Here is a 26,561-nt window from a genome sequence, read left to right as displayed (position 1 = left end):
TGTGCGGCGGATTGCCTAGAGAGGACATGATGGAACTATTGCCGCTCGTCATCCTGATCGCCGGTATTTTCATACTGCGAGGATACAATCTGCGGATAAGGCGACTGGAAAAGCGCGTCCAAGGGTTGCAAAATGCACTCGCTGGCAGGGTGCTGATGGCGGACGCAGGCGAATCAGTCCGCATGACGGAGCCGGCGATCGCCGCCGCCGCGGGACCCGCAGCAGCCATCCAGGAGCCACCGACCGAAGCGGCAATCAAAGAGCCTACAGCGGCCGGCATCGAAGAACCTGCCGTCGCCGCGCGCAACATCCCCGATGCACTCACGGATGGCACGCTCACGGATGATGGTCCGGATATCGCGGCGCGGGAAGCGCCGCAGCCGAGAGAGAGCCTGGAAAGCACGATCGGCGCGCGCTGGGCCGTGTGGGTCGGCGGCATCGCTCTCGCGCTTGGCGGTATCTTCATGGTCAAGTATTCGATCGAGAGCGGCCTGTTGAGCCCGGGCGTCCGGCTTGTGCTTGCGGCGATCTTCGGCTTGATCCTCGTCGCGGCAGGCGAAATCATTCGCCGACGCTCGGCGCCTGTTCTCGGCAATGCCTTCCAGAACGCGATGATCCCCGGCGTGCTGACGGCAGCCGGCGTCGTCGCGTTGTTCGGATCGACCTATGCGGCGCATGGCATCTATGGCTTCATCGGGCCGGCGATGGCCTTCGTTCTTCTGGGCCTGATCTCGCTTGCAACGCTTGCACTGTCGCTGCACCACGGACAGGCGCTCGCCGGCCTCGGCCTGCTCGCCTCCATGGTCACCCCCGCCCTGATCGCGTCGACGGCGCCGCAGCCATGGGTCCTGTTCGGCTATCTCGTTCTGACGTGGCTTGCGACCCTGCTCGCGTCGCGGCTGCGGCGTTGGTTGATTACGCCCTCCTTTGCCAATGCGCTGCTCAGCCTTTGGCCGATGCTCTATGTCGCCTACAGCGAAGTCGTGGACTTCACGCCGGTTACGCTTTCCATGCTTGCCATGATCGGCGGCACCATCTTCATCTGGCCGGGACGCTACCTAGCTGCCACTGCCGCGAAGGCGGCAGATGGCATGGGGACAGAGACGGCGGCCGATCCGATGCAGCTAGCGAGCACCGGAGGCTGGGGCGCGTTCCTTGCCCGACCGCCGCTCGGCATGACATTGACGGCGTCGATCGGCGCCCTTGCGGTATCACTCCACCTGCTGACCTACAGTCTCCAATCTGGATATCCCATCGTCGATGCCATGTTCATGTTCGCGGCGATCGTCGCGGCAGTGGCGGCTTTCGGCGCTGGCCGCATTCATGCGGGCTGGGCGGCGATCCTGTCAGCCGTCGTCGCCGTCGTTGGCGTGTCCGGCGTTCTGACCAACTGGATTGCCGGTGTCGAGCCCAAAAGCGCCGACGGCATCGTGACGATGCAGAGCATGGTGCTCTATGAAGCGCTCGGCCTTGGAGGCATCTTCGTGCTGGTCGGCGCCTTCTTTCTGAGGCGGTTCGCAGAGGGCGAGAAGCCCTTCGCCGCGCTCTGGAGCCTGATCATGGCCGCCACGCCGCTGGCGATCGCGACGATCAGCTTCATCAATTTCGGCAACTGGACGTTCGACTGGCTGCACGGCCTTTATGGCATCGGGCTGGGCATCGTCCTGATGGCGCTCGCGGAATGGCAACATCGCCGCTCAAGCGAAGGGCTGAACCTGCCGACCAACATACTCGCCGCCGGCTCCTTCGGCGCCATGGTCTTTGCCTTGCACATGTTTGCGCATGACGCCGCGCCTACCATACTGCTGCCGGTCCTCGGCATCGCTTATGTTTCGGCGGCGCGCCTGCGCGACTGGCCGGTCCTTCCCTGGACCATGGTCGCCGCATTGATCATCACCATGACGCGCATCGCGTGGCAGCCGACCATCGTCGATCCGTCGGAGCTCGGCACGACACCGGTCTTCAACATGCTGCTGGCGGGCTACGGCATTCCTGCCGCACTTGCCGCGTTGGCGGCTTTCACGGTCCGTCACTCTCCAAGTGTCCGGCTGCGCAACACGCTGCAGGCATTGGCCTCCTTCCTCGTGCTGCTGACGATCGCCATCCTGGTGCGCCATGCCATGAATGGCGGTGTCCTCAATGACACCGTGCCAACACTCGGAGAACAATCGATCTACACGCTGCTGGCGATCGGTGCTTCCGCGACGCTGATGGCCCTCGACCTCAGCGCCGCGAGCCCTGTCTTCCGCTATGGCAGCATGGCTCTCGGCACCCTCTCCGTCATCCTGATCCTGACATTGCATTTGCTGGGATTAAACCCGTTTATCACTGGCGAGAGCACCGGCCGGATTCCGTTGTTCAATCTGTTGCTGTTGGGCTATCTCCTGCCCGCCATCGCCTATGGCGGACTGGCGCTCTATGCGCGGAACCGACGCCCCCTACCCTATGTAAGCATGCTGGCCGTTGCCGGCGCGGTCATGGCCCTTTCCTGGGCGACGCTATCGGTGCGTCGGCTATGGCAGGGGGAATACATTCCTTTCTGGAACGGCTTCATCCAGGGCGAACTCTATTCCTATTCCGTCGTCTGGCTGCTGATCGGCATCGCCCTTCTCGGTCTCGGCGCCCGTTTCGAGGCACGCAGCCTGCGCATCGCCTCGGCGGCGCTGGTCTTCATTGCCGTCGTCAAGGCCTTCCTGATCGATATGGCAAACCTCGAGGGTTTCCTGCGCGCCCTGTCCTTCATCGGCCTCGGCGCTGTCCTGATCGGCATCGGCCTGTTCTACCAGAAGATCCTGACACGCAAGAAGACGACGGGGTGATTGCGGCGAATCCCTTGTCCCGGTAGGACGAGGGAACCTGGCGACAGATCATTCCGGAGCAAGTGCGATAATGGACACCAACAGGATGGCGCGGGCGTTTGCCCCCTTCGAAACGCTGGCGGCGGATCTTATCCCGCATGCCGCCGACGGCGATGACGGTTCGCATGATATTGCCCATATCCTGCGCGTCTTCAGGAACGCCATGGCTATCCAGGCCGAGGACGGCGGCAATGCCCGGATACTCGCCGCGGCCGTGTTGCTGCACGACTGCGTTGCGGTCGAGAAGAATTCGCCCCATCGCGCGCAGGCTTCGCGGCTGGCGGCCGAGAAGGCCTCGGGCATCCTGCGACAGCTCGGATGGACGGATGCCGACATTGCGGCCACGGCGCATGCGATCACCACGCACAGTTTTTCCGCCAATCTTCCGCCGGAAACGCTCGAGGCGAAGATCCTGCAGGATGCCGACCGGCTGGACGCGATCGGCATGGTCGGCGCGGCGCGCTGCTTCTATATCGCAGGCCGCCTCGGTTCCGGCCTCTACGACCCATTCGACCCGCTTGCAACGGAGAGACCGCTCGACGACAAGCGCTTCGCCATTGACCATTTCGAGACAAAGCTGTTCAAACTGGCAGATGGCTTCCAGACCGAGACCGGCCGCAGGTTTGCAGGCGCGCGGCACGACCGGCTGAAGACGGTGCTGGCAATGTTCATCGACGAAATCTGAGGGCTAAACCATGCGGGTCAGCGATCTCTTTATTTATCCGCTCAAGAGCGCGCGTGGCATCGCCATTCCATCGGCCGCCATCGACGCCTTCGGGCTGACTGATGATCGCCGTGCCATGCTGGTCGATCCCTCCGGCCATTTCATTACCCAGCGCGAGCTGCAGGCGCTTGCGCAGATCGATATCCAGCCCGGCCCCTCCAACCTGCGCCTGAAGATGGAGGGCAAGCCCGACATCATCGTGCCGCCGCAGCACCCCGACAATCGCATGGACGTCATCGTCTGGAAATCGGCCGTCAGCGCATCGGTTGCCGATGAAGAAACCAACAAGGCCCTGTCCGACTGGCTGAAGCGCGACGTGAAGATGGTGTTCTTCGACGGGCTTGCCAAGCGCGCCGCCAATCCGGAATGGGCGGGCGACGATACGCCGGTCACCTTTTCGGATGGATACCAGATCCTCGTCACCACAACCGGCTCGCTGAAGGCGCTCAATGCCAATCTTGCTGCCCATGGCGAAGGCGCTGTGGGCATGGAGCGCTTCCGTCCGAACATCGTCATCGATTGCGACGAGGCGTGGCCGGAAGACCGCTGGGCGACGATCGAGATCGGCGGCATCCGCCTCGATCTGGTCAAGCCCTGCGCGCGCTGCATCATGACGACGCAGGATCAGAAGACCGGCTCCCGCGACGGGCCGAACCCGATGCCCGCCATGGGTCGCGTCCGCATGTCCGCCGATCGCCGCGTTCCCGGTCCCCTGTTCGGCTGGAATGTCGTGCCGCGCGGCGAAGGCTCGGTCAAGATCGGCGATGCGGTGACGGTCATCGAGGAACGGCCGGAGGGTTGGGCCTTCAAGCGGCGATAGCGCAGTTCATTTTTTACGCAATTCCGGAGGGAAAACCGCTGCGCACTTTTCCTGGAATTGCTCTGGGAATCGCGCCACGGGCGCACAGCCCGCTTTTCAGTGCTTTGCGATGAGAACTGGCGAGGCAGTCGTATCATCCAACGCAACGGAATTGACCGCCTTCAGCGCCGCCTGAATGAAACCCTCGCGCGCTGCGGCGATCTGTATGCCGCGCGGCTCATAGACATGGCGATGCAGGAAGAAACCCGTCAGACGGAAAGCGGCGGCCAGGCTTTCGCTATCCGCGGCGACGACGGCCCCGATCGTGAGGAAAGGCGGCAGGACCAGCATCTTGTCGGCCCACGGCAGACCTGCAGCACGGCAGACGGCGCGCCCGGTCTTTGGCGAAACGAATGCCAGGTCTTCGCGTATGCCGGTCGCCGCGCATTCGGTCAGATCGAGACCGAAGCCGAGATCGTTCAGCACCGCGAGCTCGAAACGCACGAAAAGCTCGCCGGCATCGGCGGGATTCTCCAGGTTTTCCAGGATGACATCGAGCGCATCGTAAAGGTGCGGGTGTGGATCCCGCTCCGGCAGCAGCCGCAACAGGGCGCCCATCGCCTGCACGCCGTAGACGGCGGTCGCCGTTTCCATCAGCCGCGCTGCTCTCAATGCAATCGGCTCCATGCGAAATTCGCCGAGATGCTCGTGCAGCCTTGCCCGCCAGGTCACCTCGACCAGATTACCGGCCTGCAGCACCGGCTGCATGGTACGAGACCGGCCTCCTCGCACCAGGCCCATATGCCGGCCGCGCGACCGCGTCATCACTTCGGCGATGACGCTGGTCTCGCCAAGACGCTTGACGCCCAAGATGATTGCGTGGTCCTGCCATTGCATTGGCTGGTCTGCCCCAAAAGAATTCGCGATTCGAGTTTAGGACAAATAGCTGCGGCTGTCACATGGCGGAAGATCTGCCGACCGCTGTCAGCCTTTCGACAAAGAGGCGCATGGACTGCTCATCGAAAGGTTTGTTCAAAAGCGGCACATGCCGCAGGTCCGGCGGGAAATCGAGCGTATCGGAATAGCCGCTGACGAAACCGAAGGCGATGCCGCGCTCGGCCAGCAGCCGGGCAAAGCCAAAGCTTGTCGACTCCCCGAGATTGACGTCCAGCATAGCAAAATCATAAGTATCGGAATGAATGGCGTTGACCGCCTGTTCCAGATTCGAGGCAATCTCCACCTGCTCGATCCCGACAAGACGCAGTATTTCCTCCGCCTCCATCGCAATAATGAGATTGTCTTCGAGAATAAGAACGCGCTGAAATGTCATATCAGCGCCATCCCTGCGTGTGTGCGCCAAGCGGCGCCCCCCGTAAATAAGTCCACATCTATCCCTCCGGCGCCAATCATCGGCCCGTATTGAATGGATGGTTTTCCCCATCCGTGCTGGCTCGGTCCCTTGTGACATGACCTCGCCTCTCAACCGCTTCGCACTTTTTGCAATGCGGCACTATGGGCTCGTCAACATGCTCCAATCGCTTCTGCTGCCGGGGTTAGTAAAAGGTGAAACTGGTCGAAAAGTGACGGTGATAGTAATCTATGCTGATACAGTTGCCGCCGACATTTAAAAAAGACATGTCGCCGACGAAATGAATTGCCTTCAAATGAAGGGCCGCTTGCCCGAATCAAGCCCGTCCCAACCGGCGATTTCGGCGAGCTTTTTCACGTCCAGAACGTTGCATCCGCGCTCCTGCCAGAGAATCAGCCCGCGTTCGGCCAGTTTTTTCAATGTCTTATTGGTATGGACAACGGAAAGGCCGAGTGTGTCGGCCACATGCTGCTGCGTGATCGGAATGACTTTGCTGCCATTGAACAGCCGAAGGGCGCTGGCGCGCTGATACAGGTAGGCGATCAGATAGGCTGCTCGCTCGATTGCCGACCGGCGTCCGATGCTCAGCAGATGCTCATCCAGTATTCGCTCTTCCCGGGCCGCAATCCAGGTCAGATCGAAGGCAAGAGGCGGATGGGAATTGTAGAGCGTCATCAATTCCGTGCGTTCAAAAACACAGAGCGATATCGGCGAAAGCGCTTCGGTGGAGTGCTGCATCTCTCCCATGATCGAGCCCTGCAAGCCAACGAGATCGCCAGGCATGACATAGTTGAGAATCTGCCGGCGGCCGTCCTCGAGCGTCTTGTAACGGAAACCCCAGCCGGACAGGATCGTGAAGAGGTGGGCGCTGTGCGCACCTTCGAGGAAAATCGTGGCGCCCGCGTCGACGAGAAGCTCGCCCTTCTTGAAACTGCTGATGAAATTCAGCTCATCGCGGTCGAATTCGCGAAAATGCGGGAGAGACCTCAACGGACATTGTTGGCATGGCGTTCGTTGCCCATGCATCGTCGCGGCCTTCGCCATGGATCGCCTCCCTGAGTTGCATCAGCTCAAGCGGCAAGCCCGATAAGCTGCTGCAATATAAAGCACTCAGCGAAGCAAAGTTCCATCAACGCGGGAAGTCCAGCCCCATCTCCCGGAAGCGCTCGGGGTCGTCTCCCCAGTTCTCGCGCACCTTCACGAAGAGGAAGAGATGCACGGGCTGCTCCAGGATCGCGGAGAGTTCCTTGCGCGATGCGGTGGAGATCGATTTGATCGCTTCACCGCCCTTGCCGAGCGCAATCTTCTTCTGACTTTCGCGCTCGACGTAGATCACCTGCTCGATACGAACAGAGCCATCCTTGCGCTCTTCCCACTTTTCCGTCTCGACATGCGAGGCGTAAGGGAGCTCCTGGTGGAGCCGCAGGAACAGCTTTTCACGGGTAATTTCGGCGGCGAGCTGACGCATCGGCAGATCCGAGATCTGATCCTCCGGATAATACCAAGGCCCTTCCGGCAGGGTCTTTGCCAGATAGTCCATAACATCGTCGCAACCGGAGCCGTTTTCGGCCGATACCATGAAGGTCTGCGTGAAGGCGATCTTCTCATTGGCAGCGGCGGCAAGCGCCAGCAGGTCCTCGCGGCGGACACGGTCGATCTTGTTGAGAACGAGGATCTTCGGCTGAAAAACCTCCTTCAGCCCTTCGAGAATGGCCTCGGCGTCACCGCGCAATCCTCGCTCGCTGTCGATCAGCAGCATGATGAGATCGGCATCCTTGGCGCCGCCCCAGGCGGACGTCACCATGGCGCGGTCGAGACGTCGGCGCGGCTTGAAGATGCCGGGCGTATCCATGAAAACGATCTGCGCATTGTTGTGGATGGCGATGCCGCGAACGATCGCGCGCGTGGTCTGCACCTTATGGCTGACGATCGAAACCTTGGCGCCGACGAGCCGGTTGAGCAGCGTCGACTTGCCGGCATTGGTCGGGCCGATGAGGGCCACGAAACCCGAATGGGTCGGACCGGTCTGTTCAACCGCGCCGTCGTCGGCGGGCGTGTCTTGCTGATTGGTCATCTTTTCCGTCGTTTCCAGGCAGTCATTTCTCAGTCGACTGAGGCTGCCATATACCTTCGCGCTCCAAGATCCGCGTCGCCGCAACCTGTTCAGCCGCGCGTTTGGAGCGTTCTATTCCTGTCTCGGGCGCCGTTCCCGCCACTTCCACGGTCACCGTGAAGCGGGGATCATGATCCGGTCCGCTGCGATCATCAACCCTGTAGACCGGGGTGACGCCGAATTTCGCATGCGCCCATTCCTGCAATTCCGTCTTGGCGTCGCGCCTTGCGCCATCGGGCCGAACCGCGCGGCGCTCCCAATAACGCAGAATGAACTTGCGGGCCACTTCGAGGCCGCCATCCAGATAAAGCGCTGCAATCAGGCTTTCGACGACATCGGCACGCACATTGAGCATGCGCTTCCCGGTCAGCTTCTTCACGTCGGCGCCGGTGCGGATATAGAGATGCAGCTGCATTTCATCGGCGACTTCGGCGCAGGTATCGGCGCTGACCAACTGATTGAGGCGCACAGAAAGCTCACCTTCGGTCGCCGTCCCGAACGTCTTGAACAGCAGCTCGGCGATGCACAGGCCAAGAACCCGGTCGCCGAGAAATTCCAGCCGCTCGTAGTTATCAGTCTTTTGCGTGCGGGCGCTGGCATGCGTCAGCGCCCAATCGAGGCGTTCCCTTTCGGCGAATTCGTAGCCTATCGCAGATTCCAGTTTGGCACGATCCGCCTGCGAAAGCGTCTGCACTTTCGTCATTCGACAACCTTGAAGAGGCGATCCCAACGCATGTTGGTCGGCCATTTCCAGATCTCGCGGAACGACGTGTCGTGCCCAAGCGAGAAGAAGATGATGCTGGCGCGGCCGATCAGGTTCTCAGCCGGCACATAGCCGACATCGAAGCGACTGTCGTCGGAATTGTCGCGATTATCACCCATCATGAAGTAGTGCCCAGCCGGGACGACGTATTCCTGGGTATTGTCGCCGCGCGAATTCGGCGAAAGATCCAGCGTGTCGTAGACCTTGCCCGTATCCGACAGCCGCTCGCTGTAGACGGGGATATTGTCGCCCGGCTCCTGGCTGTAATCCGACGAGAACGTGCCATGCGGCTCACGCGGCACGGCCTGGCCATTGATATAAAGAATATCGTTCTTCACCTGGATGCGGTCGCCGGGCAACCCGATGACACGCTTGATATAGTCGACATCCGGATTCGGCGGGAAGCGGAAAACCACGACGTCGCCGCGCTTCGGTTCGCTGCCGAGGATACGGCCGCTGAACACGTCCGGCGAGAACGGCAGCGAATACTTCGAGTAGCCATAGGCGAACTTGTTGACGAAGATATAGTCGCCGACCAGCAGCGTCGGCATCATCGAACCGGACGGAATGGTGAATGGCTGAAATAGAACCGTGCGGATGATCATGGCCAGGACAAGCGCCTGAACGATGACCTTGATGTTTTCCCACAGGGCGTTCTGCTGTTTTACGGCTTTCTCGGACACGCAGTCTTATTCCTTTTTCGCACCCCACCGGCGCAACTTCCATTCAGGCACTCTCTACCCGCTTCATATCGCGGCGGCAATGGCACCGGTGCCAAAAGCGACATCCGGTGGCGATTCAGCCGTCCATCGGCAGCGCCTCGATGATCACAAAGGCCTGAGCAAGAGGAAAATCATCCGTTATCGTCAAATGAATGGCGGCGCGATGATTTGCCGGCAGCATGGCGGCCAACCTTTCGGCTGCCCCGCCGGTCAACTGCATCGTCGGCTTGCCGCTCGGCAGATTGACGACGCCCATGTCGCGCCAGAAGACACCCTGCGCCAGACCGGTACCCAACGCCTTGGAGCAGGCCTCCTTGGCGGCAAAGCGCTTGGCATAGGAGGCAGCCTTGTTCTTGCGGCGCTCGGATTTGGCCCGCTCTATCTTGGTGAAACAGCGGTCCGTGAAGCGGACGCCGAAGCGCTCTATCGTCTTTTCGACGCGGCGGATATCGATGAGATCGCTGCCTATCCCGATGATCATGAGAAGGCCCTCCAGCCGGCCGGGGCGCAGTCGGGCTTCGTCAAACGCTCGACGCGTTGTCGACAAGCGCCAGGCGCTCGCGGGCACGCTCCATCAGGCGCTCCTTGCGGCGCGTCTTGAAGGTCTTCACGCCATAATAGGTCAGAGCGTAGACGATCACGCCCGAAACGATCGCCGGGGGAATGCCGCCGATCAGCATCGGCTTCAAAACCGGGTCCCAAATCTGCAGGAGATCGCCCTTGTGCCACAACGCCGGCAGATCGATGCTGCCACCGCCCTGACCGCCGCTGTCGCGCGCCAGGATCAGATGGCCGATTTCCCAGGTGAAGGCCCAGATGAAGGGGTAGGTAATAGGATTGCCGGCTGCCAGGCAGCCGAGGGCGGAGGCGATGACGTTGCCGCCGATCAGATAGGCGATGATGATCGCCATCACAAAGTGCACGCCGATGAACGGCGTCCAGGACACGACGATACCCGCCGCAAAACCGGCCGCAACCGAGTGCGGCGAGGCGGCAAGGCGGACGAGACGCTTACCAAAATATTGGAACGAACGAAGGAAACCCTTGCGGGGCCAAATGTGCTCCCGCAGTTTTTCTTTCAGTGTCAGTGGTTTTCGGCGACGAAACAGCATGCGGCTTATCTAGTGCACTGGGGGCCGTCATGACAAGACCGGCCAAGCATATCACGCGCTGATTAAGAACCGAAAGTGCGGCCCTTTTTGGGAGCGTCACCTGTTCAGGGGCAGGAAAGAGAACGCCCTGACATTTTCTGGAAGCATTATCGCAAGTTGGCGACTGCTCCAAGGGCGCAACAATGGCGCGCCCCTCCTGGTCTTGAAAGTATTAACAGCTATTAACGCTGGCGGAACAGACCGCGGTCGACCTGACGCTGACGATATTCAAGGTCAAAACGGTCGTGCGAGCCGTTCAGATAAGCCATTTCGCGTTCTTCAACACTCGGAACACGCAGGGCGCGGGCGAATTTCTTGATCGGGCTAAACATTGTCTTCTCTCATCTTTGTTTCGTTTCTTCGATGACCAGAAGATAGGCTGGACGGAGGTCAATTACCACCGCTCTAAAATAGACACAGCAATGCGTTCAGTGCATACCTATCCAGAAAGCCGCTCGAATTTGGTCATAAAATGATCACAAAATATGCAGCCTGCACTGGATCGACAGCGGCGGCGGCCGATGTCACTCGTAAAGCCGCTTCACCGTCGCGATGCAATCAAGTTCCTTGAGCTGCACGAGAAGCTGGTTGAGCTGACGCAGATCCCAGACCTCGACATCCAACGCCATCTCGGTGAAATCGGCGGCAACGCGAACCGTGTTGAGGATGCGGATGTTCACGTCGATATCGGCAACGGTCTGCGCGACCTTGGCGAGCGTCCCGGGTTCATTCAGCGCGTTGATGAGGACACGGGCGGTAAAACGGGATTTGTTGGCCTCGTCCAGATCCCAGCGCACATCGATCCACCGTTCCGGCTCATCGTCGAACCGTTGCAGGATCGGCGACTGGATCGGATATATGGTGATGCCCTTGCCCTTTTCCATGATACCGACAATGCGGTCGCCGGGCACGGCGCCCGTCGGTGCGAAATGCACTTCGACATTGGCTGCCAGGCCACGGATCGGCGGCGCATCGGCGCCGTCGGCGAGATCGGCCTTGTTCTTGCCGGGGATCTTGAAGATCATCCCAGCGGCACTGTGAACATTGAACCAGCCCTCGTCGCCGGCGGGCTTGACGGTCACGCGTTCGTCCTGGTGGTCGGGATAGACGGCGCGCAGAACGTCGAGCGACGACATTTCCCCTCGCCCGACCGCAGCAATGGCATCCTCGACATCCTTCTGGCCGAGACGATGCAGGGCAGGCTTCAATGCTTCCCGCGAGAAGACCTTGCCGGCACGCTCGAAGGTACGCTCCAGAATGCGATGGCCGAGGCCGGCATATTGCTTGCGAATGGCAAGCCGGGTGGCGCGGCGAATGGCGGCGCGTGCCTTGCCGGTCACGACGATCTCTTCCCAGGCGGCCGGCGGCACCTGCACGCCGGAGCGGATGATCTCGACCTCATCGCCGTTGGTCAGCCGCGTGACCAGCGGCATGATGCGGCCGTTGATCTTGGCCCCGACCGTGGTGTCGCCGATATTCGTGTGGACGGCATAGGCAAAGTCGATCGGCGTGGCGCCGCGCGGCAAGGCAATCAGCTTGCCCTTGGGCGTGAAGCAGAAGACCTGATCCTGAAACAGCTCGAGCTTCGTATGCTCGAGGAACTCTTCCGGGCTGTCGCCCTCGGCCAGCGCCTCGATGGTATGACGCAACCAGGAGTAGGCATTGCTTTCCCGCGACAGGAGCTCGCCGTCGCCGTTGTTGCCGGTACTGGTGCTGGTGCCGTCCTTATAGAGCGTGTGGGCGGCAATGCCGAATTCGGCGATCTCATGCATGCGCTTGGTGCGAATCTGCAGTTCGATGCGCTGACTGGAGGGGCCGACGATCGTCGTGTGCAGCGAGCGGTAGTCATTCTGCTTCGGCGTCGAGATATAGTCCTTGAAGCGGCCCGGAACGACGCGCCAGCGCGTATGCACGATGCCGAGCGCGCGGTAGCAGGACGGAATATCGTCGACGAGAAGACGGAAACCGTAAATGTCTGAAAGCTGCTCGAAGGACAGCGACTTCGACTGCATCTTGCGGAAGACCGAATAGGGCTTTTTCAGCCGGCCCTTGACCATGGCATTGGCAAGGCCGTTGGCGACCAGCAGGTCACGCAGTTCGGTCTCGATCTTCTTGACCAGGCCTTCGTTGCGCCGCGACAGCTCTTCCAGGCGCTTGGTGACGGTATCGTGCGCCTCGGGATTGATGTGGCGGAAGGACAGCTCCTCCAGCTCCTCGCGCATATCCTGCATGCCCATGCGGCCGGCAAGCGGCGCATAGATTTCCATCGTCTCTTCGGAAATGCGGGCGCGCTTTTCCGGCGACATATGATCGAGCGTCCGCATATTGTGCAGGCGATCGGCGAGTTTCACCAGAAGCACGCGGACGTCGTCGGAAATGGCGAGCAGCAGCTTGCGCAGGTTTTCCGCCTGCTTCGCCTTCTTGGTGACGAGATCGAGCTTCTTGATCTTGGTCAGGCCTTCGACCAGACGGCCGATATCCTCGCCGAACAATTCGTCGATCTCGGCGCGCGTCGCCGTCGTATCCTCGATCGTATCATGAAGGAGAGCGACCGCGATGGTCGACTCGTCCAGACGCATGTCCGTCAGAATGGCAGCAACTTCGAGAGGATGGGAAATATAGGGATCGCCGCTGGCACGTTTCTGCTGGCCATGCTTCTGCATCGCATAAACATAGGCCTTGTTGAGCAGAGCTTCGTTGGCATCGGGCTTGTATTTCTGCACGCGCTCAACAAGCTCGTATTGCCGCATCATTCCAAAGCTACTCCCGCCAAAACAAAAGCGCGCCAGTCATATGACCGGCGCACGCATCCCCTCATCATATCGCTCCTGCCTGGAGCATCAAGCTCAACGATCAGTAATCGTCGCTTTTTTCCGGCGGAACCAGGCCTTCGATGCCCGCCAGAAGCTCTTCTTCCGACATCTGGTCGAAAGTAACGGCTTCCGGGAGATCTTCTTCCTCGTCGCTGGAGGCGGAAGCGCCGCCGGTCGCCAGCAGGCTTGCCGGATCCGGCTCGGGCTCGTCGATCTCGACATGCTTCTGCAGCGAGTGGATCAGGTCTTCCTTGAGATCGTCCGGAGACAGGGTCTCGTCGGCGATTTCGCGCAGCGCAACGACGGGATTCTTGTCGTTGTCGCGATCGATGGTGATCGAGGAGCCTTGCGAAATCAGGCGGGCGCGGTGGCTGGCGAGCAGCACGAGCTCGAACCGGTTCTCAACTTTATCAATGCAATCTTCTACTGTGACACGGGCCATTGCCTGTCCTTTGCGGTCGTGATGTCGTCATCATGTCTCGGAGTAGACACGCCGATACAAGCAAACGAAGGCAAATTCAAGTTTTTCCTGTTTGAGTGCTCTCGCGCCATCCCAGAAGGTGCTAAAATTCCCCTAGACAAATAGCTAGTTCTACCTAAGATTGCTTGGAATATCGCCTTTCGTGCCCTAAATCTCGATTATATGAATAATTCATAAAGTAATACGAATTATTCTGCAATGCCATACAAGGCCTTGTTTTAGCTTCACTTTGAAAAAATAATGCATTTTTGTAACAGTGGATATGTAAGCGATGTTTGACCCACGCGAAAAAATTGCCCTTTTTATAGACGGCGCCAATCTTTACGCTGCATCGAAGAGCCTCGGCTTCGATATCGACTATCGTAAGCTTCTGAAAGCATTTCAGAAACGCGGATATCTGCTGCGTGCCTATTATTACACGGCGCTTATCGAAGACCAGGAATACTCCTCGATCCGCCCGCTGATCGATTGGCTTGATTATAACGGCTACAAGGTCGTCACCAAGCCGGCCAAGGAATTCACCGATTCCATGGGACGTCGCAAGATCAAGGGCAACATGGACATCGAGCTGGCGATCGACGCCATGGAGCAATCGGAAACCGTCGACCATCTGGTGATCTTCTCCGGAGACGGCGATTTCACCACCCTGGTGGAAGCGCTGCAGCGCCGTGGCCGCAAGGTCTCGGTCATCTCGACCATGGCAACCCAGCCTCCGATGATCGCCGACGACCTGCGTCGTCAGGCTGATCATTTCATCGATCTCGTGTCCTTGAAAGCTGAAATCGGACGCGAACCGTCGGAGCGCCCTCAGCGTTCGGCCGAGGTAAGCCATGCGCAAACGGATGCCGACGAGCAATAGAGCCGGCAAGGTTTTCGCCGGCACCTGTCGGCCATGCCTGACCTATGCCCCGCGCTGGCCTGCCGCCGCCCTTACCGGTTGTCCTTCAACAGCCGGCTCTTCTGCCGATTCCAATCGCGCTCCTTCTCGGATTCGCGCTTGTCGTGCAACTTCTTACCCTTGGCGAGGGCCAGTTCCAGCTTTGCGCGGCCGTTGTCGTTGAAATAGATCTTCAACGGGACCAGCGTCATGCCCTCGCGATTGATGGCGGAGCGCAGCCGGCCGATCTCGCGGCTGGAAAGCAGCAATTTACGGCGGCGCCGCGGCTCGTGATTGAAGCGGTTCGCCTGCAGATATTCCGGCAGATAGGAATTGATGAGCCAGATCTCGCCACCTTCGTCCGAAGCGTAGGATTCGGCGATGTTGGCCTTGCCTTCGCGCAAGGACTTGACCTCCGTGCCCATCAGCACGATCCCCGCCTCATAGGTATCGATGATCTCGTAGTTGAAGCGGGCCTTGCGGTTTTCCGCCACTATCTTGTTGACTACGCGTTGGCTGCCTTTGGGGGCCATGATTTTTCTTCTTCTTTTCTTATGTCATTCCGGCGGCAGCCGTCGGCGCGCCAAGTTCCTGTACCCTAAATAGGCGAGACCGCCCTCCTTGTGAAGAGAGCGGCCCGGCGGAGATTCCAGCGATACGCTTGCTATACGCTCAGTTCAGCAGGCCGGCATGGCGCATTGCCGCATCGATTGCCGCCTCCGTACCCGGCTCCAAGGTCGAGAGCAGCGGCGAGCGGACGTTGCGGCTCATGCGGCCGAGGCGCGAGAGACCGTATTTAGCGCCACAAAGTCCCGGTTCAATAAAGATGGCCTTGTGCAGCGGCATCAGGCGATCCTGATATTCCAGAGCCTTGGCGTAGTCGCCGGCAAGCGTCGCCGCCTGAAGTTCGGCGCAAAGGCGCGGCGCAACGTTGGCCGTTACCGAAATGCAGCCGACGCCGCCATGGGCATTGAAGCCGAGTGCCGTTGCATCCTCGCCGGAAAGCTGGCGGAAATCACGGCCGCAGGTGATGCGCTGCTCGGAGACACGCTCTATCTTGCCGGTCGCGTCCTTCACCCCGACGATATTGGCGTAGGCCTTGGCAAGCGCGCCCATCGTCTCCGGCGTCATGTCAACAACTGACCGACCCGGAATATTGTAGATGTAGATCGGCAGTTTCACCGCCTCCGCAACGGCAGCAAAATGAGCATAGAGGCCCTTCTGCGTCGGCTTGTTGTAATAGGGTGTGACGACGAGAACCGCGTTGGCACCGACCTTCTCGGCATGCTGGGCAAGCTCGACCGCTTCGCGCGTGTTGTTCGAGCCGGCACCCGCCATGACCGGAACACGCTTGTTCGCCACCTCGATGCAGAGCTCGACGACGCGCTTGTGCTCCTCATGCGACAGGGTCGGCGATTCACCCGTCGTGCCCACAGGCACCAAGCCGCTGCTACCCTCTTTTATCTGCCAGTCGACATGTGAGGCGAAGGAAGCCTCATCCACCTTGCCGGCGTCAGTAAAGGGCGTAACGAGTGCGGGAATGGACCCCTGGAACATGCAAGTCTCCTAGCGGCGCTGCTTTCATGCTTCAGCCGCAATCCATGGTTATGAATCCGCGCACCATAAAGCGCCGGCTTGACGGCGACAAGCACGCTTTGAATGGTGAAGGGCAGTTTCCGATATGATAATTGATTGAAATTCGGACCCCGGTAAGGTTTCGTTAATATAGCATTTGGCAAATGGAAGGGGCCTGATAGTTTTGTGAGTAGCCGGATGAAGAGACCTGTCACGATCTGGACCGCTGTAGGCTTGGCGGTCGCATGGGGCGCTTTTGCCTCGCAGCTTCCCGGTGAACAGACATCGACCCGCGGCAGCGCCGATGTGGCCATGGCGATGCCCGATCCGATGAGCACCGCCTCGATCCCGCGCGGCCCTGCCGTTGCACCCGTGAACGGCGACTTGAAGGCCGGCCTCGACGCACTCTCCAACAAGAACCCCATGCAGGCGCTTGCCATTCGCAACGGCTTGGGCGAAGGCACGCTCGACCGCCATATTCTGACCTGGGCGATCGCCACGTCGGGTCAGCCGGGCATTCCCTCCGGCGAGATTGCCGCCGCCGCCCGCGAGCTTGTCGGGTGGCCTGGGCTCGGCAGCCTGCGCGGCAACTCGGAACGGGCGCTCTACACCGAAAATCCGCCGACGGATCAAATCCTTGCCGCATTCGGCAACACCCAGCCGGAAACTGTCGAAGGCTCGGTGATCCTGTCACGCGCGCTCGTCGCGCGCGGCAACTCGGCGCAAGCTGCCAAGCTGATCCGCAAGATCTGGCGTAACGAAGCATTGGACAAGCCTTTCGAGGACAAGATCCTCGCGGAATTCTCCGGCCTGCTGTCGTCTGCCGATCACAAGGCGCGCATGGACTATCTGCTTTACCGCGATCGCACCGCGCAAGCGAAGCGCTTCGGCGATCTCGGGAAGGCCCAATCGCTCTACAAAGCGTGGGCAGCGGTCAATGATCACTCAGCCAAGGCCGATGGGTTGATTGCAGCCATGGATGCGCAATGGCGCAAGGACCCGGCCTATCTTTTCATGCGGATCGAAAACCTCCGCCGCCAGAACAAATATGACGATGCCGCCAACCTTCTGGCGCAGATGCCGCGCGACCGCAGCGCGCTCGTCGATCCCGGCCAATGGTGGAACGAACAACGCATCGTCAGCCGCGGGCTGGTGGATCAGGGTGAGTTCAAGGCCGCCTATGGCGTCGTCGACGCCAATGTTGCGGAAAGCCCGCAGGATGTCGGCGAGGCCGAATTCCACGCCGGCTGGTATGCATTGCGCGGCCTGCAGGACGGCGCAACTGCGGCGATGCATTTCCGCAAGATCCTGCAGGTTTCGAATGGACCGATCTCGCAGTCTCGCGCCTGGTACTGGCTCGGCCGTGCGGCCGAAGGCGGCGGACCAGGCAAGGCCGGCGATTTCTATGCCAAGGCTGCTTCCTACCCGAGCACATTCTACGGCCAGCTTGCGGCAGAGAAACTTGGCCGGCAGACGTTGAATGTCTCCTATCCATCGCCTTCGACCGAGGACCGTCAACGCTTCCAGGCACGCGAGTCCGTGCAGGCCATTTCGCGTCTGGAGGCGGCGGGACATGGCTGGCGCGCCGAGGCACTCTACCGGGCGCTAGCGAAGCAATTGCAAAGCCCAGGCGAGATCGCCATGCTGGCGGCGCAGGCCGAGCGCTCGGGCAACCATCAGCTTTCGCTGCAGGTCGGCAAGATCGCCTATGGCCGCGGCGTCGATGTGGCGGCACTGGCCTTCCCGATCGGCGTCATCCCGAACAATGCCAATATTTCCGGCTCCGGCAAGGCGCTTGCCTATGCCATCGCCCGGCAGGAGAGCGCCTTCAATCCGGCTGCCGTCTCCTCGGCCAATGCGCGCGGCCTGCTGCAGCTTTTGCCGAAGACGGCGAAGGCCGTCGCCGGCCGACACGGCATGGCCTATTCCGCCGATAAGCTGACGCAGGATGCCGGCTATAACGCGACACTCGGCGCCCACTATCTCGGCGAGCAGATCGACACGTTCGGCGGTTCCTATATCCTCACCTTCATCGCCTACAATGCCGGTCCGAACAAGGTTCCGGAATGGATCAGCCGCTATGGCGATCCACGCGGCAAGTCGCTGGACGATGTCATCGACTGGATCGAACGCATCCCCTTCCCCGAAACCCGCAACTATGTCCAACGGGTGATGGAGAACTATCAGGTCTACAAGGCACGCCTCGGACAAAAGACCGACATCGTGCACGATCTCGTCAGCGGTCGCGGCTAAGCCGAAGCCACAACCACGGTTGTGCATGCTGCGGAAATGACGTTACATCCCAAGCACGAGGCACGGTGCATGCGCAGCGACGATCAAAGCGGCTTCATTGCCCGAACGATAGCAGCCCCGGACGGGCTGCAGCTCTACACCCGGGATTATGGCGGCGGGCAATCAGCAAATCTGGCGAGACCGCCCGTCATCTGCCTGCCGGGGCTGACGCGCAATTCCCGGGACTTCCACCAATTGGCCCTGCTTCTGTCGCGGGACCCCACGGTTCCCCGCAGGGTGATTACGCTCGACGCTCGCGGACGCGGTTCATCCGCATGGGATGCGGACAAATCTCACTACAATCTTGCCGTCGAAGCTCAGGACGTGCTGACCGTCTGCGCAGCCCTCGATATCCCAGAGGCCATCTTCATCGGTACGTCGCGCGGCGGTCTCGTGCTGCATATGCTTGCGGCCAGCCGCCCGGATGTCCTGAAAGCGGTCATTCTCAACGATATTGGCCCTGTCCTGGAAAAGGTCGGGCTGGTCGATATCCGCGATTACCTTAACCGTGACAGAAAACCTGCTGATTGGGATGAAGCCGTAGATATCCTGCGGCAGAATCACGGCAGCGCCTTTACCGCCCTCGGCGACGGCGACTGGCAGGATATGGCGCGCGCGATCTATGCTTTCACCGACGGCAAGCCCGTTGCCGATTACGACCCCGCTATCGCGGCACAGATGCAATCGCTTGATCTCGAGGCGCCGCTTCCTGACCTGTGGGCACAGTTCGAAGGCTTCCATGGCATACCGCTGATGGTGATTCGCGGCGAGAATTCAAAGCTTCTGACAACTGCTACCACCGCCGAAATGGCAAGCCGTCACCAAGGAACCGTCATCAAGACCGCCACCGGGCAAGGGCATGCCCCCATTTTGCATCTCGGCGACATTCCAGATGCAATTCGGTCTTTTCTCTCGGCGGTTTGACGGCACCCTCGGCCATTCAGGACTGCACAAAAGGAAAGGCCCGGTTGGGAAAACCGGGCCAGTTTTTTCTGATCGGAGGTCTGATCAGAAGTTTTATCGAATCCGATTCGGCGAACCGAATTAGAAACTGCGCTGGAAGCGGAGGATGCCGGCCCAGGTGTCTTTGTTCACGGAGTCGTAGTTCGTGTAGGTCACTTCCGGCTCGACGAGTAGATTCTTGACCGGATTGAACTTGAGGTTCGTGGTCGCGGAGAAGGTCTTCAGGTCGTCATAAGCAACCTGCAGGTTCCACTTCAGCTTGTCGTTGACCGGAACGCCAACACCGCCCCAGAGAGCCCAGTCACCCCAGCCGATACCAGCGCCGCCAGCACCAGCGTACTTGTTGAGCTTGCTGCCGTCGGTGTTGTAGCCGCCCATGATGAACGCGGAGAGAATACCGAAGTCGGCATCGACGCGAGCCTTGACAGCGCCTTCTTCAACGATCGAGTCATAGCCGCCTACGACACGGAACTGCCAAGCGCCAGCCTTGTAGCCAGCACCGGCGACAACGTCCGGCGCATAGTGGTCAGAGCTGTCTTCGCCGTTTGCACCCGTGGCACCCGTACCGGAGTTGGAATCTTCCACCGAGACTACAGCCGTGAAGCCGTTACCAGCATCATAATTGTAGGTGAGCTGGTTCAGTTCGTCGGTACCATTGATACCGTATTCGATCACGTCGTCGTTGATGACGTCGCCGGCGTAGCCGAGGAAGGTCGAGTAGGCCGAATCGGCCTTACCGACGAGGAAACCACCGAGGCTGATATTGGCCCAGAGCAGTTTGGTGGTGGTGGCGTTGCCGTCATTCCAGTCCCAACGATAGACCGTGTTGGTCTTCAGCGGACCGTATTCGGTGTCCGTTGCGGTATCGATGCTCAGCTGAGCGCGGGTATGCCAATATGTGCCGCGGGCGCCTTGGTCCTGACCAGCCTTGTAAGCGTTGTACCAGCCGCCTTCGGTACGGACCTGGCCGCCGATCTTGAGGCAGGTTTCGGTGCCTGGGATGAAGAAGTAGCCAGCGCCGTAAGCGTCGCAGATGCGGACGTATTCGAGCGGCTCCGGCTCAGCGGCGACGACAGCGTCAGCCGCATGAGCACCGGATACTGCTGCCAGCGCAGCAGCGGAGCCGAGAAGAAGGCTCTTGATGTTCATAGTAACTCCAGTTCCAATATCAATTAGGCATGAGAAATCACGCCGAAAAACGACGCGCCCCACCCCACCTAGATGTTCAAAGTTGACCCCTGATCTGGGAGAACCGAGACTAAAGTGAGTCTCGGTTCCGGTTTGGAACCTACAGATCGTTTTTTTCAGAGCAATATCAGATACAAACTATCGGCATTTATGACGCGCGTTTCAAAAAGTGCGTTGCACAAAAATCACGTCGCAAAACCGTCACAAATCCGCTGGACTCAAAGCCGATCTTTACTTGGAGTTACTTTAGAAGGAAAGCCGGAATATAAGGATATAGTGCATTAGAAAAATCAAGAATCAAAAGTCGTCTTTGTCTTTTCAATCACACGCGATTTATGTTCGATCACGCACACGAAAAAGCCCGGCCGTTAAGGCCGGGCTCTTCCTCACCGTAGTGAGAGAAATCAGATATGACAGACGTCAGATCAGATTAGAAGCTACGCTCGAAGCGGAGGATACCAGCCCACTGGTCTTCGTTGATCGAATCCCAGTTGGTGTAGGAAACTTCCGGCTCGATGAGCAGGTTCTTGACCGGGTTGAACTTGAGGTTCGTGGTCGCAGCGAAGATCTTCGAGTCGGTGTAAGCGACCTGGAAGTTCCACTTCAGCTTTTCGTTGATCGGAACGCTTGCGCCGCCCCAAAGAGCCCAGTCACCCCAGCCGATACCGGAAGCATCGCCAGCACCGTTCGAACCAGCGTACTTGTTCAGCTTGTCGCCGTCGGTGTTCCAGCCGCCCATCAAGAAGGCCGAGAAGACACCGAAGTCAGCATCGACACGAGCCTTGATGGCGCCTTCTTCGACGATCGAGTCGTAGCCGCCAACAACCTTGAAGCCCCATGCGCCAGACTTGAAGCCGGCACCGGCAACAACGTCAGGAGCGTAATGGTCGGAGCTGTCTTCGCCGTTAGAGCCAGTGGCGCCCGTACCGGAATTGGAATCTTCGACGGAGATCACAGCCGTGAAGCCGTTGCCTGCATCGTAGTTGTAGGTGATCTGGTTCAGCTCGTACGGGCCGTCATAGACCACGTCGTCGTTGATGACGTCGCCGGCATAACCGGTGAAGACGTTGAACTGCGAGTCCGTCTTACCAACGGTGAAGCCACCGAGGCTGATGTAAGCCCACAGCAGGTTGGTCTTGGTCGTGTTGCCGTCGTTCCAGTCCCAACGAATGATGGTCTCGGTCTTCAGCGGGCCGTATTCGGTATCGGTCGCAGTGTTGACGTTCAACTCAGCGCGGGTGTGCCACAGCGTACCCAAACGGCTGTTCGGGTTGTAAGCGTCGTACCACTGACCTTCGGTACGAACCTTGCCGCCGATCTTGAGGCAGGTTTCGGTGCCTGGGATGAAGAAGTAGCCGGCGCCGTAAGCGTCGCAGATACGGACGTATTCAAGCGGCTCCGGCTCAGCAGCAACGACAGCGTCGGCTGCGTGAGCACCGGAAACTACTGCCAGAGCGGCAGCGGAGCCGAGAAGAAGGCTCTTGATGTTCATTATTGACCTCCAGTCAAAGTTTTGTTCGAGAATGAGAACTACCCGAAGGTATTCCCTGTCCCATCCTCGCGTTTCAAGAAGTGGACGATCAATCGCCCTCGCTTCCGAGAGTGAAAATACAAGACGCGCTCTGTCACGCAATCGACATCTACTCGGAAAGGGGGATTTGCGTTAGCCTTCCCTAAGTCCTGTTGCCGAAAGGACACAAATCGGCAACCCCGCCGCAATATAGGTTTAGACTTTGTTAAGAAAATCTTTAATCCACGGGGACTTACGAGACAGGCGCAAACATCGCCGAAGAAATGGAATTGGGCGCAAAAATAGCCGTTCCATGGCGAATTGCAGGCTTTCGCGACGTCTCAGGGATCATTTACGACATTTACCGTTGCGATTGCAGGTAGTGGGCGGCGGCGAAACAGCTCACCTGCCGTCCCAAATCGATGCAGGTACCCAAATGATTCCGTCGTGGACGATTCGCTATTGGATGACGGAGCGGCCCCATGGCGAGATTATTGCGATGCCGCAACGCATCCGTGGAAGAATTGAACAGGCAGCAACGGAGGTGGGCCTGTGTTGGCCGATCTATCGCAATTCCGATTTGAGGAACGGCCGGCGGCTAATACTGACGATTTGATAGGAATGGCGGGCCACGCCTGACGAAGATGAGAACTGTGAGATCGTTATAATCATCCGACAGATAAGCAGATATTTCGCATTTTGCGGCAATCGGCGGGCGGCCGTATCGGACAATTGGCGATGTTTGACGCCGCTTCACCTCACCGGAAACGTCACTCCGGTAAGCTCTTCGGAGACGGCCACAGGCGCCGTTGGACGGCTTGGTCGTAGAAGTCGGCGCTGTGCAGCCTCTTCGGCGCGCAGGGCGGCGTCCTGGAGCACAATGTCTCGGTCGAGACGATCAAGAGGCACAAGCGGTCCTCCCTCGGCAGGCTCGCGACCATGACTGTCCTCGTGCGACACCATGTGCCGGAGCTTGGCGATGGCGCGCAAATGTTCTGCCTGATGAGCCTCCTTTCAGCGGGCGCGGCGTCGGCCTATGCCCCGCCGCCACCCAGTCTCCTTGCCGCTTACAAGGACGAACCCGCCCTTGGCGCACTTCACATGGAACTGCGTGACGCGCTGCGGGCCTCGTTCACCTCGACGCTGCTGGGCGCGCTGTCGCGAGCCAACCGGGCATCAGCCAGCCAACGGCTCATCTGCGGTGATCAGCACCAGTCGCCACGGGCGGTCAAAACGGCTACCGAGCCGTTTCCCTGACGACTTTCCAGATGTTCGACGGGACGATATCGGCTGGACTCAATTATGATTTGATGGCGCCGTATCGGGCTATAGCGTGGAATCGGTGATTCCTACCCCGCGTGTGGTATGCGGTGGTCGGCGGCTCTATCGGGCCATCGAGGGAAATAGGCGGGGCTGGCGGGCCGCGCCCGATGATGATGAGCACTATGTCTACGCCATAGCCCTCTAAAGCCGCATTTTGCCGGATGTTTGTCGTCGAAATGCCCGTGCCGCCATTTGCTTTTCAAAAACGATTGAACTTTCTCAGTAAGCCGATGAACAGGGTGAGTTCTTCATTCTCCCACCCAGCTACGCGCGAAAGGAACGCGTCGGATTTGACCGCGTCCGCGGCTTGAATTCCTTCACGGCCCGCGTCCGTCAGGCTGTAGACGATCGCCCGCCCGTCGTCCGGGTCAGCAGAGGCTTGCGCAAGCCCATTGTCGCAAAGCGTTTTTGCCAACCGGCTGACGGCGCTTTTGTCCATACCGAGCCGGTCCGCGAGGCGCCCTGCCTTTGTGGCACCCTGGCCGGCAAGCATGGCCGCAAGCTGGTAGGCGGCCGGCTGAAGATCAGGACGAAACCGGGCGGCCGAAGCGGCTATGACCGTGCGGGACGCCACGAGCAGGGCGTTCAGTTCGCGACCCAATTCCGTCACAAGCTCCGTATGCGTCTTGCTCATTGCGTACCCCTCAAAGAAATTTAGTGGACATTTGTCCACTAATCCGACTAATGGACATATATCAACTAAATGGTGCCGTGCCAAATGTCCGCTCGTCCTAAAATTCTGATCACCGGCGCTACCGACGGCATCGGTCAGCTCGCCGCTTTGAGCCTAGCCCGATGCGGGGCGCACCTCATCCTGACCGCGCGCAGCAAGGCCAAGGCCGACCAAACTTCCGCCGCGCTCGAGGCAGTCGCGCCCGGCACGCCGGTCGATGTGCATTTCGTCGACTTCTCCGACTTGGCGGCGGTGGTGAGGACCGGCAAGGCCATTGCTGCGCGGCATCCGCGCATTGATGTGCTCATCAACAATGCAGGACTGCACGCCTTCGAGCAGCGCGTCACCGCGGACGGCTATGCGGAAATGATCGCCGTCAACTATTTCGCTCCCTGGTTGCTGACGGATACGCTGCGCGAAACCCTCGTGCATTCTGCGCCATCGCGCATCGTTACCGTCGGCTCGGAAGCCTCGCGCCAGAGTGGCGCTTTCGACATCGAAAAGGATTTGCTCGACATCGCCCCCTTCACCGCACGGGGATCCTCAAGGATCTATGGCCGCACCAAGCTTCTGGACATCATGTTCTCCCTCGAACTAGCCCGGCAGCTCGACGGGACGGGGGTCGTCGTCAATTGCCTATCTCCGGGTTTCAATGTCACCGGGCTCGGCCGTGAACTCAGCTTTGCTCGTCCAGTCGCCGGGTTGCTGACGTGGCTTGGCATTGGCAATCCCGAGCGTGGCGCAGGGGCCATCGTGAGGCTGGCCACCGATCCGGCCTTCGGCAAACAGACCGGGGCATATGTCTCGGCGAAGAGTGCGCGCCTGCTGACGCCTGTTGCCCCCGCGGATAACGAGGAAGCACGGCGACAATTGTGGGAAAAGACGACTGAAACGCTTTCCCGCTTCCGCTGATGCCGTGCGGCATTCGGCGGCGGTTAAGCAGAATATCGCGACATGGCGTAGAAACGGTGGGGCTGGCGGAGAAGATGGGATTCGAACCCACGATACCATCTCTGGTATACTCCCTTAGCAGGGGAGCGCCTTCGACCACTCGGCCACCTCTCCGGTGCGGCCTAACTATGGTGATGCGCTTAGGATTGCAAGGCTTTTTTGTAGTGTCTGCTGATTATTCGGCTGAAAAGTTCTGACGGCCAAAAACGGGAACAGACGCGAACTTTCCTTAGTTTTCCGCTTGATACCGCAAACTTTCCGCAGAGTCTGATCTCTCTTCGTTCTCGGTATCGAAGGAAAATCCGAGCTTGGCGGCCAGTCGGCCGATCGATGGGTTTGCCAATTTGACGTAGCGCTCCCATTCGTCTGATTCCCATCCACCTTCCGCCTTCAGGCGCACGACATCCTTTGTCTGGCTATAGAACCAGGTCGCCCATGAATGCCGCGCGACGTGCGGTGTATATATAGAAGTGTCAAAATCCATATCGCTGATCGCGCGCGTCCAGAAGGAAAGCTTATAGCCCCTGTCCTTCTTCTTCTCATACGGCCGACCGTCGTAACGAAGGAAAAGCGGGCCTTTGGTGCCGAGGTTCGGCAAGGTCGACAGCGCGGCCACGACGCGCGGGCACAGATTGACCATCCTCTCTTTGCCATTCTTCGTGTCGCGCAGGATCGCATAGCGATGCTCCAGCGAGACATCATCGCGGCCGTCGACCATCAACGTCTCGCCGACGCGCGCGCCCTGGCCGAAAAGGAAAGTGGCGAGCGCTGGCGACCATGGGTTAGGAAAGCGTGACGCGGAAACGTGTGTCAGGAATGTCAGCGCCTGGTCAGGTCGCAGGAAGTGCGTTCGCTTCTCGCCGTCGTCGGGCCGGGTGATTTCAGGTCGGAACTTGTTGGCGCGCATGACCGCAATGATCGGGCCATGCCATTGCCGCCGTCGCGTTGAGTCATTCGGGTAATGCTTTTTCCCTTCAGTGTTGATCAGCTCTTCTTTAATCTGATCTATTGGCTTCGCCGCGAAAAGGTCGAAGCGTGAATGAAGGCGGAAGGGTTCGCCTTCTTTATGGCTGGCCCGCAAGAAGCGCGCCTCGCCGCCGTCCCTTACATATTTTTCCGCCGCTGCGCGGAACGTGACAGTGGGTTCACGACCGGTGATATTTCGCTCCGCAGCCTCGTTTTCGATTTGCCGGCGGATTGCGTCTGCCTGGGCTTCGTCGCGGACTTTGGTCGATCGGCGGACCTCAACTGAATTAGGTTGCCCATCTCGCCAGATTGTGACGGTACCGGTGACATAGAATATTCCGGACTTTTCATCTCGTTTGAGCTTGAGGGGCATTCGACCATCTTCTCGGAAAGCAGGCGCAACTGATCAGGGCGCAACTTAACCGTTCGTCCACAGCGCACAAAGGGTAT

Annotated in this window: 25 protein-coding genes and 1 tRNA gene; 8 read left to right on the top strand and 18 right to left on the bottom strand. The window is 59.5% G+C overall.

The window, feature by feature from the left end:
* Window positions 1-26: 26 nt before the first annotated feature.
* The 3 genes from FHT28_RS04280 to FHT28_RS04270 all read left to right on the top strand — a co-directional run bounded on the left by FHT28_RS04280 (window position 27) and on the right by FHT28_RS04270 (window position 4,402).
* On the top strand, window positions 27-2,819 hold the full coding sequence (locus FHT28_RS04280) for a DUF2339 domain-containing protein (protein ID WP_245297418.1): 2,793 nt from the start codon (window positions 27-29) through the stop codon (window positions 2,817-2,819).
* A 70-nt stretch (window positions 2,820-2,889) separates the two neighbouring features.
* On the top strand, window positions 2,890-3,543 hold the full coding sequence (locus FHT28_RS04275; protein ID WP_174156934.1) for an HD domain-containing protein: 654 nt from the start codon (window positions 2,890-2,892) through the stop codon (window positions 3,541-3,543).
* A gap of 10 nt (window positions 3,544-3,553) precedes the next feature.
* On the top strand, window positions 3,554-4,402 hold the full coding sequence (locus FHT28_RS04270) for an MOSC domain-containing protein (protein ID WP_168595686.1): 849 nt from the start codon (window positions 3,554-3,556) through the stop codon (window positions 4,400-4,402).
* Window positions 4,403-4,498: 96 nt separating this feature from the next.
* Here the strand turns inward: FHT28_RS04270 and recO are convergent, their stop codons facing one another.
* The 11 genes from recO to rpoZ all read right to left on the bottom strand — a co-directional run bounded on the left by recO (window position 4,499) and on the right by rpoZ (window position 13,754).
* Entirely contained in the window at window positions 4,499-5,278 is a 780-nt protein-coding gene (gene recO / locus FHT28_RS04265; RefSeq protein ID WP_113118324.1) for a DNA repair protein RecO, read from the bottom strand.
* 58 nt (window positions 5,279-5,336) lie between these two features.
* Window positions 5,337-5,711: a response regulator gene (locus tag FHT28_RS04260; protein WP_037193875.1), complete on the bottom strand. Its 375-nt coding sequence runs from the start codon at window positions 5,709-5,711 to the stop codon at window positions 5,337-5,339.
* Between the two features lie 330 nt (window positions 5,712-6,041).
* Window positions 6,042-6,794: a Crp/Fnr family transcriptional regulator gene (locus FHT28_RS04255; RefSeq protein ID WP_037193873.1), complete on the bottom strand. Its 753-nt coding sequence runs from the start codon at window positions 6,792-6,794 to the stop codon at window positions 6,042-6,044.
* Window positions 6,795-6,879: 85 nt separating this feature from the next.
* A complete protein-coding gene (era, locus tag FHT28_RS04250) occupies window positions 6,880-7,824 on the bottom strand; it encodes a GTPase Era (protein ID WP_037193870.1) in 945 nt (314 codons plus the stop codon).
* A 22-nt stretch (window positions 7,825-7,846) separates the two neighbouring features.
* A complete protein-coding gene (gene rnc, locus FHT28_RS04245; protein ID WP_037193868.1) occupies window positions 7,847-8,566 on the bottom strand; it encodes a ribonuclease III in 720 nt (239 codons plus the stop codon).
* Window positions 8,563-9,309: a signal peptidase I gene (lepB, locus tag FHT28_RS04240; RefSeq protein WP_037193866.1), complete on the bottom strand. Its 747-nt coding sequence runs from the start codon at window positions 9,307-9,309 to the stop codon at window positions 8,563-8,565. Before lepB ends, rnc begins: the two co-directional genes overlap by 4 nt.
* A gap of 115 nt (window positions 9,310-9,424) precedes the next feature.
* Window positions 9,425-9,829 (bottom strand): holo-ACP synthase, encoded by a 405-nt coding sequence (gene acpS, locus FHT28_RS04235; protein ID WP_047552783.1) that lies wholly within the window; start codon window positions 9,827-9,829, stop codon window positions 9,425-9,427.
* Window positions 9,830-9,869: 40 nt separating this feature from the next.
* Complete coding sequence (locus FHT28_RS04230) at window positions 9,870-10,460, bottom strand: DUF2062 domain-containing protein (RefSeq protein ID WP_047552780.1); 591 nt, start codon at window positions 10,458-10,460, stop codon at window positions 9,870-9,872.
* A gap of 221 nt (window positions 10,461-10,681) precedes the next feature.
* Entirely contained in the window at window positions 10,682-10,831 is a 150-nt protein-coding gene (locus FHT28_RS04225) for a DUF3563 family protein (RefSeq protein ID WP_080739544.1), read from the bottom strand.
* Between the two features lie 192 nt (window positions 10,832-11,023).
* Entirely contained in the window at window positions 11,024-13,252 is a 2,229-nt protein-coding gene (locus FHT28_RS04220) for a bifunctional (p)ppGpp synthetase/guanosine-3',5'-bis(diphosphate) 3'-pyrophosphohydrolase (protein WP_037193859.1), read from the bottom strand.
* A 100-nt stretch (window positions 13,253-13,352) separates the two neighbouring features.
* Window positions 13,353-13,754, bottom strand: coding sequence for a DNA-directed RNA polymerase subunit omega (gene rpoZ, locus FHT28_RS04215; RefSeq protein ID WP_034507844.1), 402 nt, complete (start codon window positions 13,752-13,754; stop codon window positions 13,353-13,355).
* Window positions 13,755-14,064: 310 nt separating this feature from the next.
* Here rpoZ and FHT28_RS04210 point away from each other — a divergent pair, with 310 nt between their 5' ends.
* The gene (locus FHT28_RS04210; protein WP_037193857.1) at window positions 14,065-14,652 is read left to right on the top strand and encodes an NYN domain-containing protein; all 588 of its coding nucleotides are present in this window, start codon (window positions 14,065-14,067) and stop codon (window positions 14,650-14,652) included.
* A gap of 71 nt (window positions 14,653-14,723) precedes the next feature.
* On the opposite strand, the gene smpB is transcribed toward FHT28_RS04210, so the two are convergent.
* Together smpB and dapA are read right to left on the bottom strand one after the other, a co-directional pair.
* Window positions 14,724-15,203: an SsrA-binding protein SmpB gene (smpB, locus tag FHT28_RS04205; protein WP_034507847.1), complete on the bottom strand. Its 480-nt coding sequence runs from the start codon at window positions 15,201-15,203 to the stop codon at window positions 14,724-14,726.
* Window positions 15,204-15,342: 139 nt separating this feature from the next.
* Window positions 15,343-16,227, bottom strand: a complete 885-nt coding sequence (gene dapA, locus FHT28_RS04200; RefSeq protein WP_047552772.1) for a 4-hydroxy-tetrahydrodipicolinate synthase — start codon at window positions 16,225-16,227, stop codon at window positions 15,343-15,345.
* A gap of 216 nt (window positions 16,228-16,443) precedes the next feature.
* Here dapA and FHT28_RS04195 point away from each other — a divergent pair, with 216 nt between their 5' ends.
* Both FHT28_RS04195 and FHT28_RS04190 read left to right on the top strand, forming a co-directional pair.
* A complete protein-coding gene (locus FHT28_RS04195; protein ID WP_047552770.1) occupies window positions 16,444-18,498 on the top strand; it encodes a lytic transglycosylase domain-containing protein in 2,055 nt (684 codons plus the stop codon).
* A 69-nt stretch (window positions 18,499-18,567) separates the two neighbouring features.
* Complete coding sequence (locus tag FHT28_RS04190; protein ID WP_047552768.1) at window positions 18,568-19,461, top strand: alpha/beta hydrolase; 894 nt, start codon at window positions 18,568-18,570, stop codon at window positions 19,459-19,461.
* A 120-nt stretch (window positions 19,462-19,581) separates the two neighbouring features.
* On the opposite strand, the gene FHT28_RS04185 is transcribed toward FHT28_RS04190, so the two are convergent.
* Both FHT28_RS04185 and FHT28_RS04180 read right to left on the bottom strand, forming a co-directional pair.
* Window positions 19,582-20,649 carry a porin gene (locus tag FHT28_RS04185; RefSeq protein ID WP_037193849.1) on the bottom strand — a complete coding sequence of 356 codons (1,068 nt, stop codon included), beginning with the start codon at window positions 20,647-20,649 and terminating at the stop codon, window positions 19,582-19,584.
* A 469-nt stretch (window positions 20,650-21,118) separates the two neighbouring features.
* Window positions 21,119-22,180: a porin gene (locus FHT28_RS04180; protein ID WP_168595685.1), complete on the bottom strand. Its 1,062-nt coding sequence runs from the start codon at window positions 22,178-22,180 to the stop codon at window positions 21,119-21,121.
* An 855-nt stretch (window positions 22,181-23,035) separates the two neighbouring features.
* Between FHT28_RS04180 and FHT28_RS04175 the strand changes: the two genes are divergently transcribed.
* Complete coding sequence (locus FHT28_RS04175; protein ID WP_281408430.1) at window positions 23,036-23,455, top strand: hypothetical protein; 420 nt, start codon at window positions 23,036-23,038, stop codon at window positions 23,453-23,455.
* A 265-nt stretch (window positions 23,456-23,720) separates the two neighbouring features.
* On the opposite strand, the gene FHT28_RS04170 is transcribed toward FHT28_RS04175, so the two are convergent.
* The gene (locus FHT28_RS04170; RefSeq protein ID WP_037193845.1) at window positions 23,721-24,155 is read right to left on the bottom strand and encodes a MarR family transcriptional regulator; all 435 of its coding nucleotides are present in this window, start codon (window positions 24,153-24,155) and stop codon (window positions 23,721-23,723) included.
* Window positions 24,156-24,239: 84 nt separating this feature from the next.
* On the opposite strand from FHT28_RS04170, the gene FHT28_RS04165 reads away from it, so the two are divergent.
* Window positions 24,240-25,106, top strand: a complete 867-nt coding sequence (locus tag FHT28_RS04165; protein WP_168595684.1) for an SDR family NAD(P)-dependent oxidoreductase — start codon at window positions 24,240-24,242, stop codon at window positions 25,104-25,106.
* A 63-nt stretch (window positions 25,107-25,169) separates the two neighbouring features.
* Here FHT28_RS04165 and FHT28_RS04160 read toward each other — a convergent pair.
* A tRNA-Ser gene (locus FHT28_RS04160) sits at window positions 25,170-25,259 on the bottom strand.
* A 115-nt stretch (window positions 25,260-25,374) separates the two neighbouring features.
* Window positions 25,375-26,484, bottom strand: coding sequence for a site-specific integrase (locus FHT28_RS04155; protein ID WP_168595683.1), 1,110 nt, complete (start codon window positions 26,482-26,484; stop codon window positions 25,375-25,377).
* Window positions 26,485-26,561: the final 77 nt, after the last annotated feature.

Origin of the sequence: Rhizobium sp. SG570, from assembly GCF_012275345.1 — a bacterium.
GTDB classification, from domain to species: Bacteria; Pseudomonadota; Alphaproteobacteria; order Rhizobiales; family Rhizobiaceae; genus Rhizobium; species Rhizobium lusitanum.
This window is presented reverse-complemented; position numbering and strand designations above follow the sequence as displayed.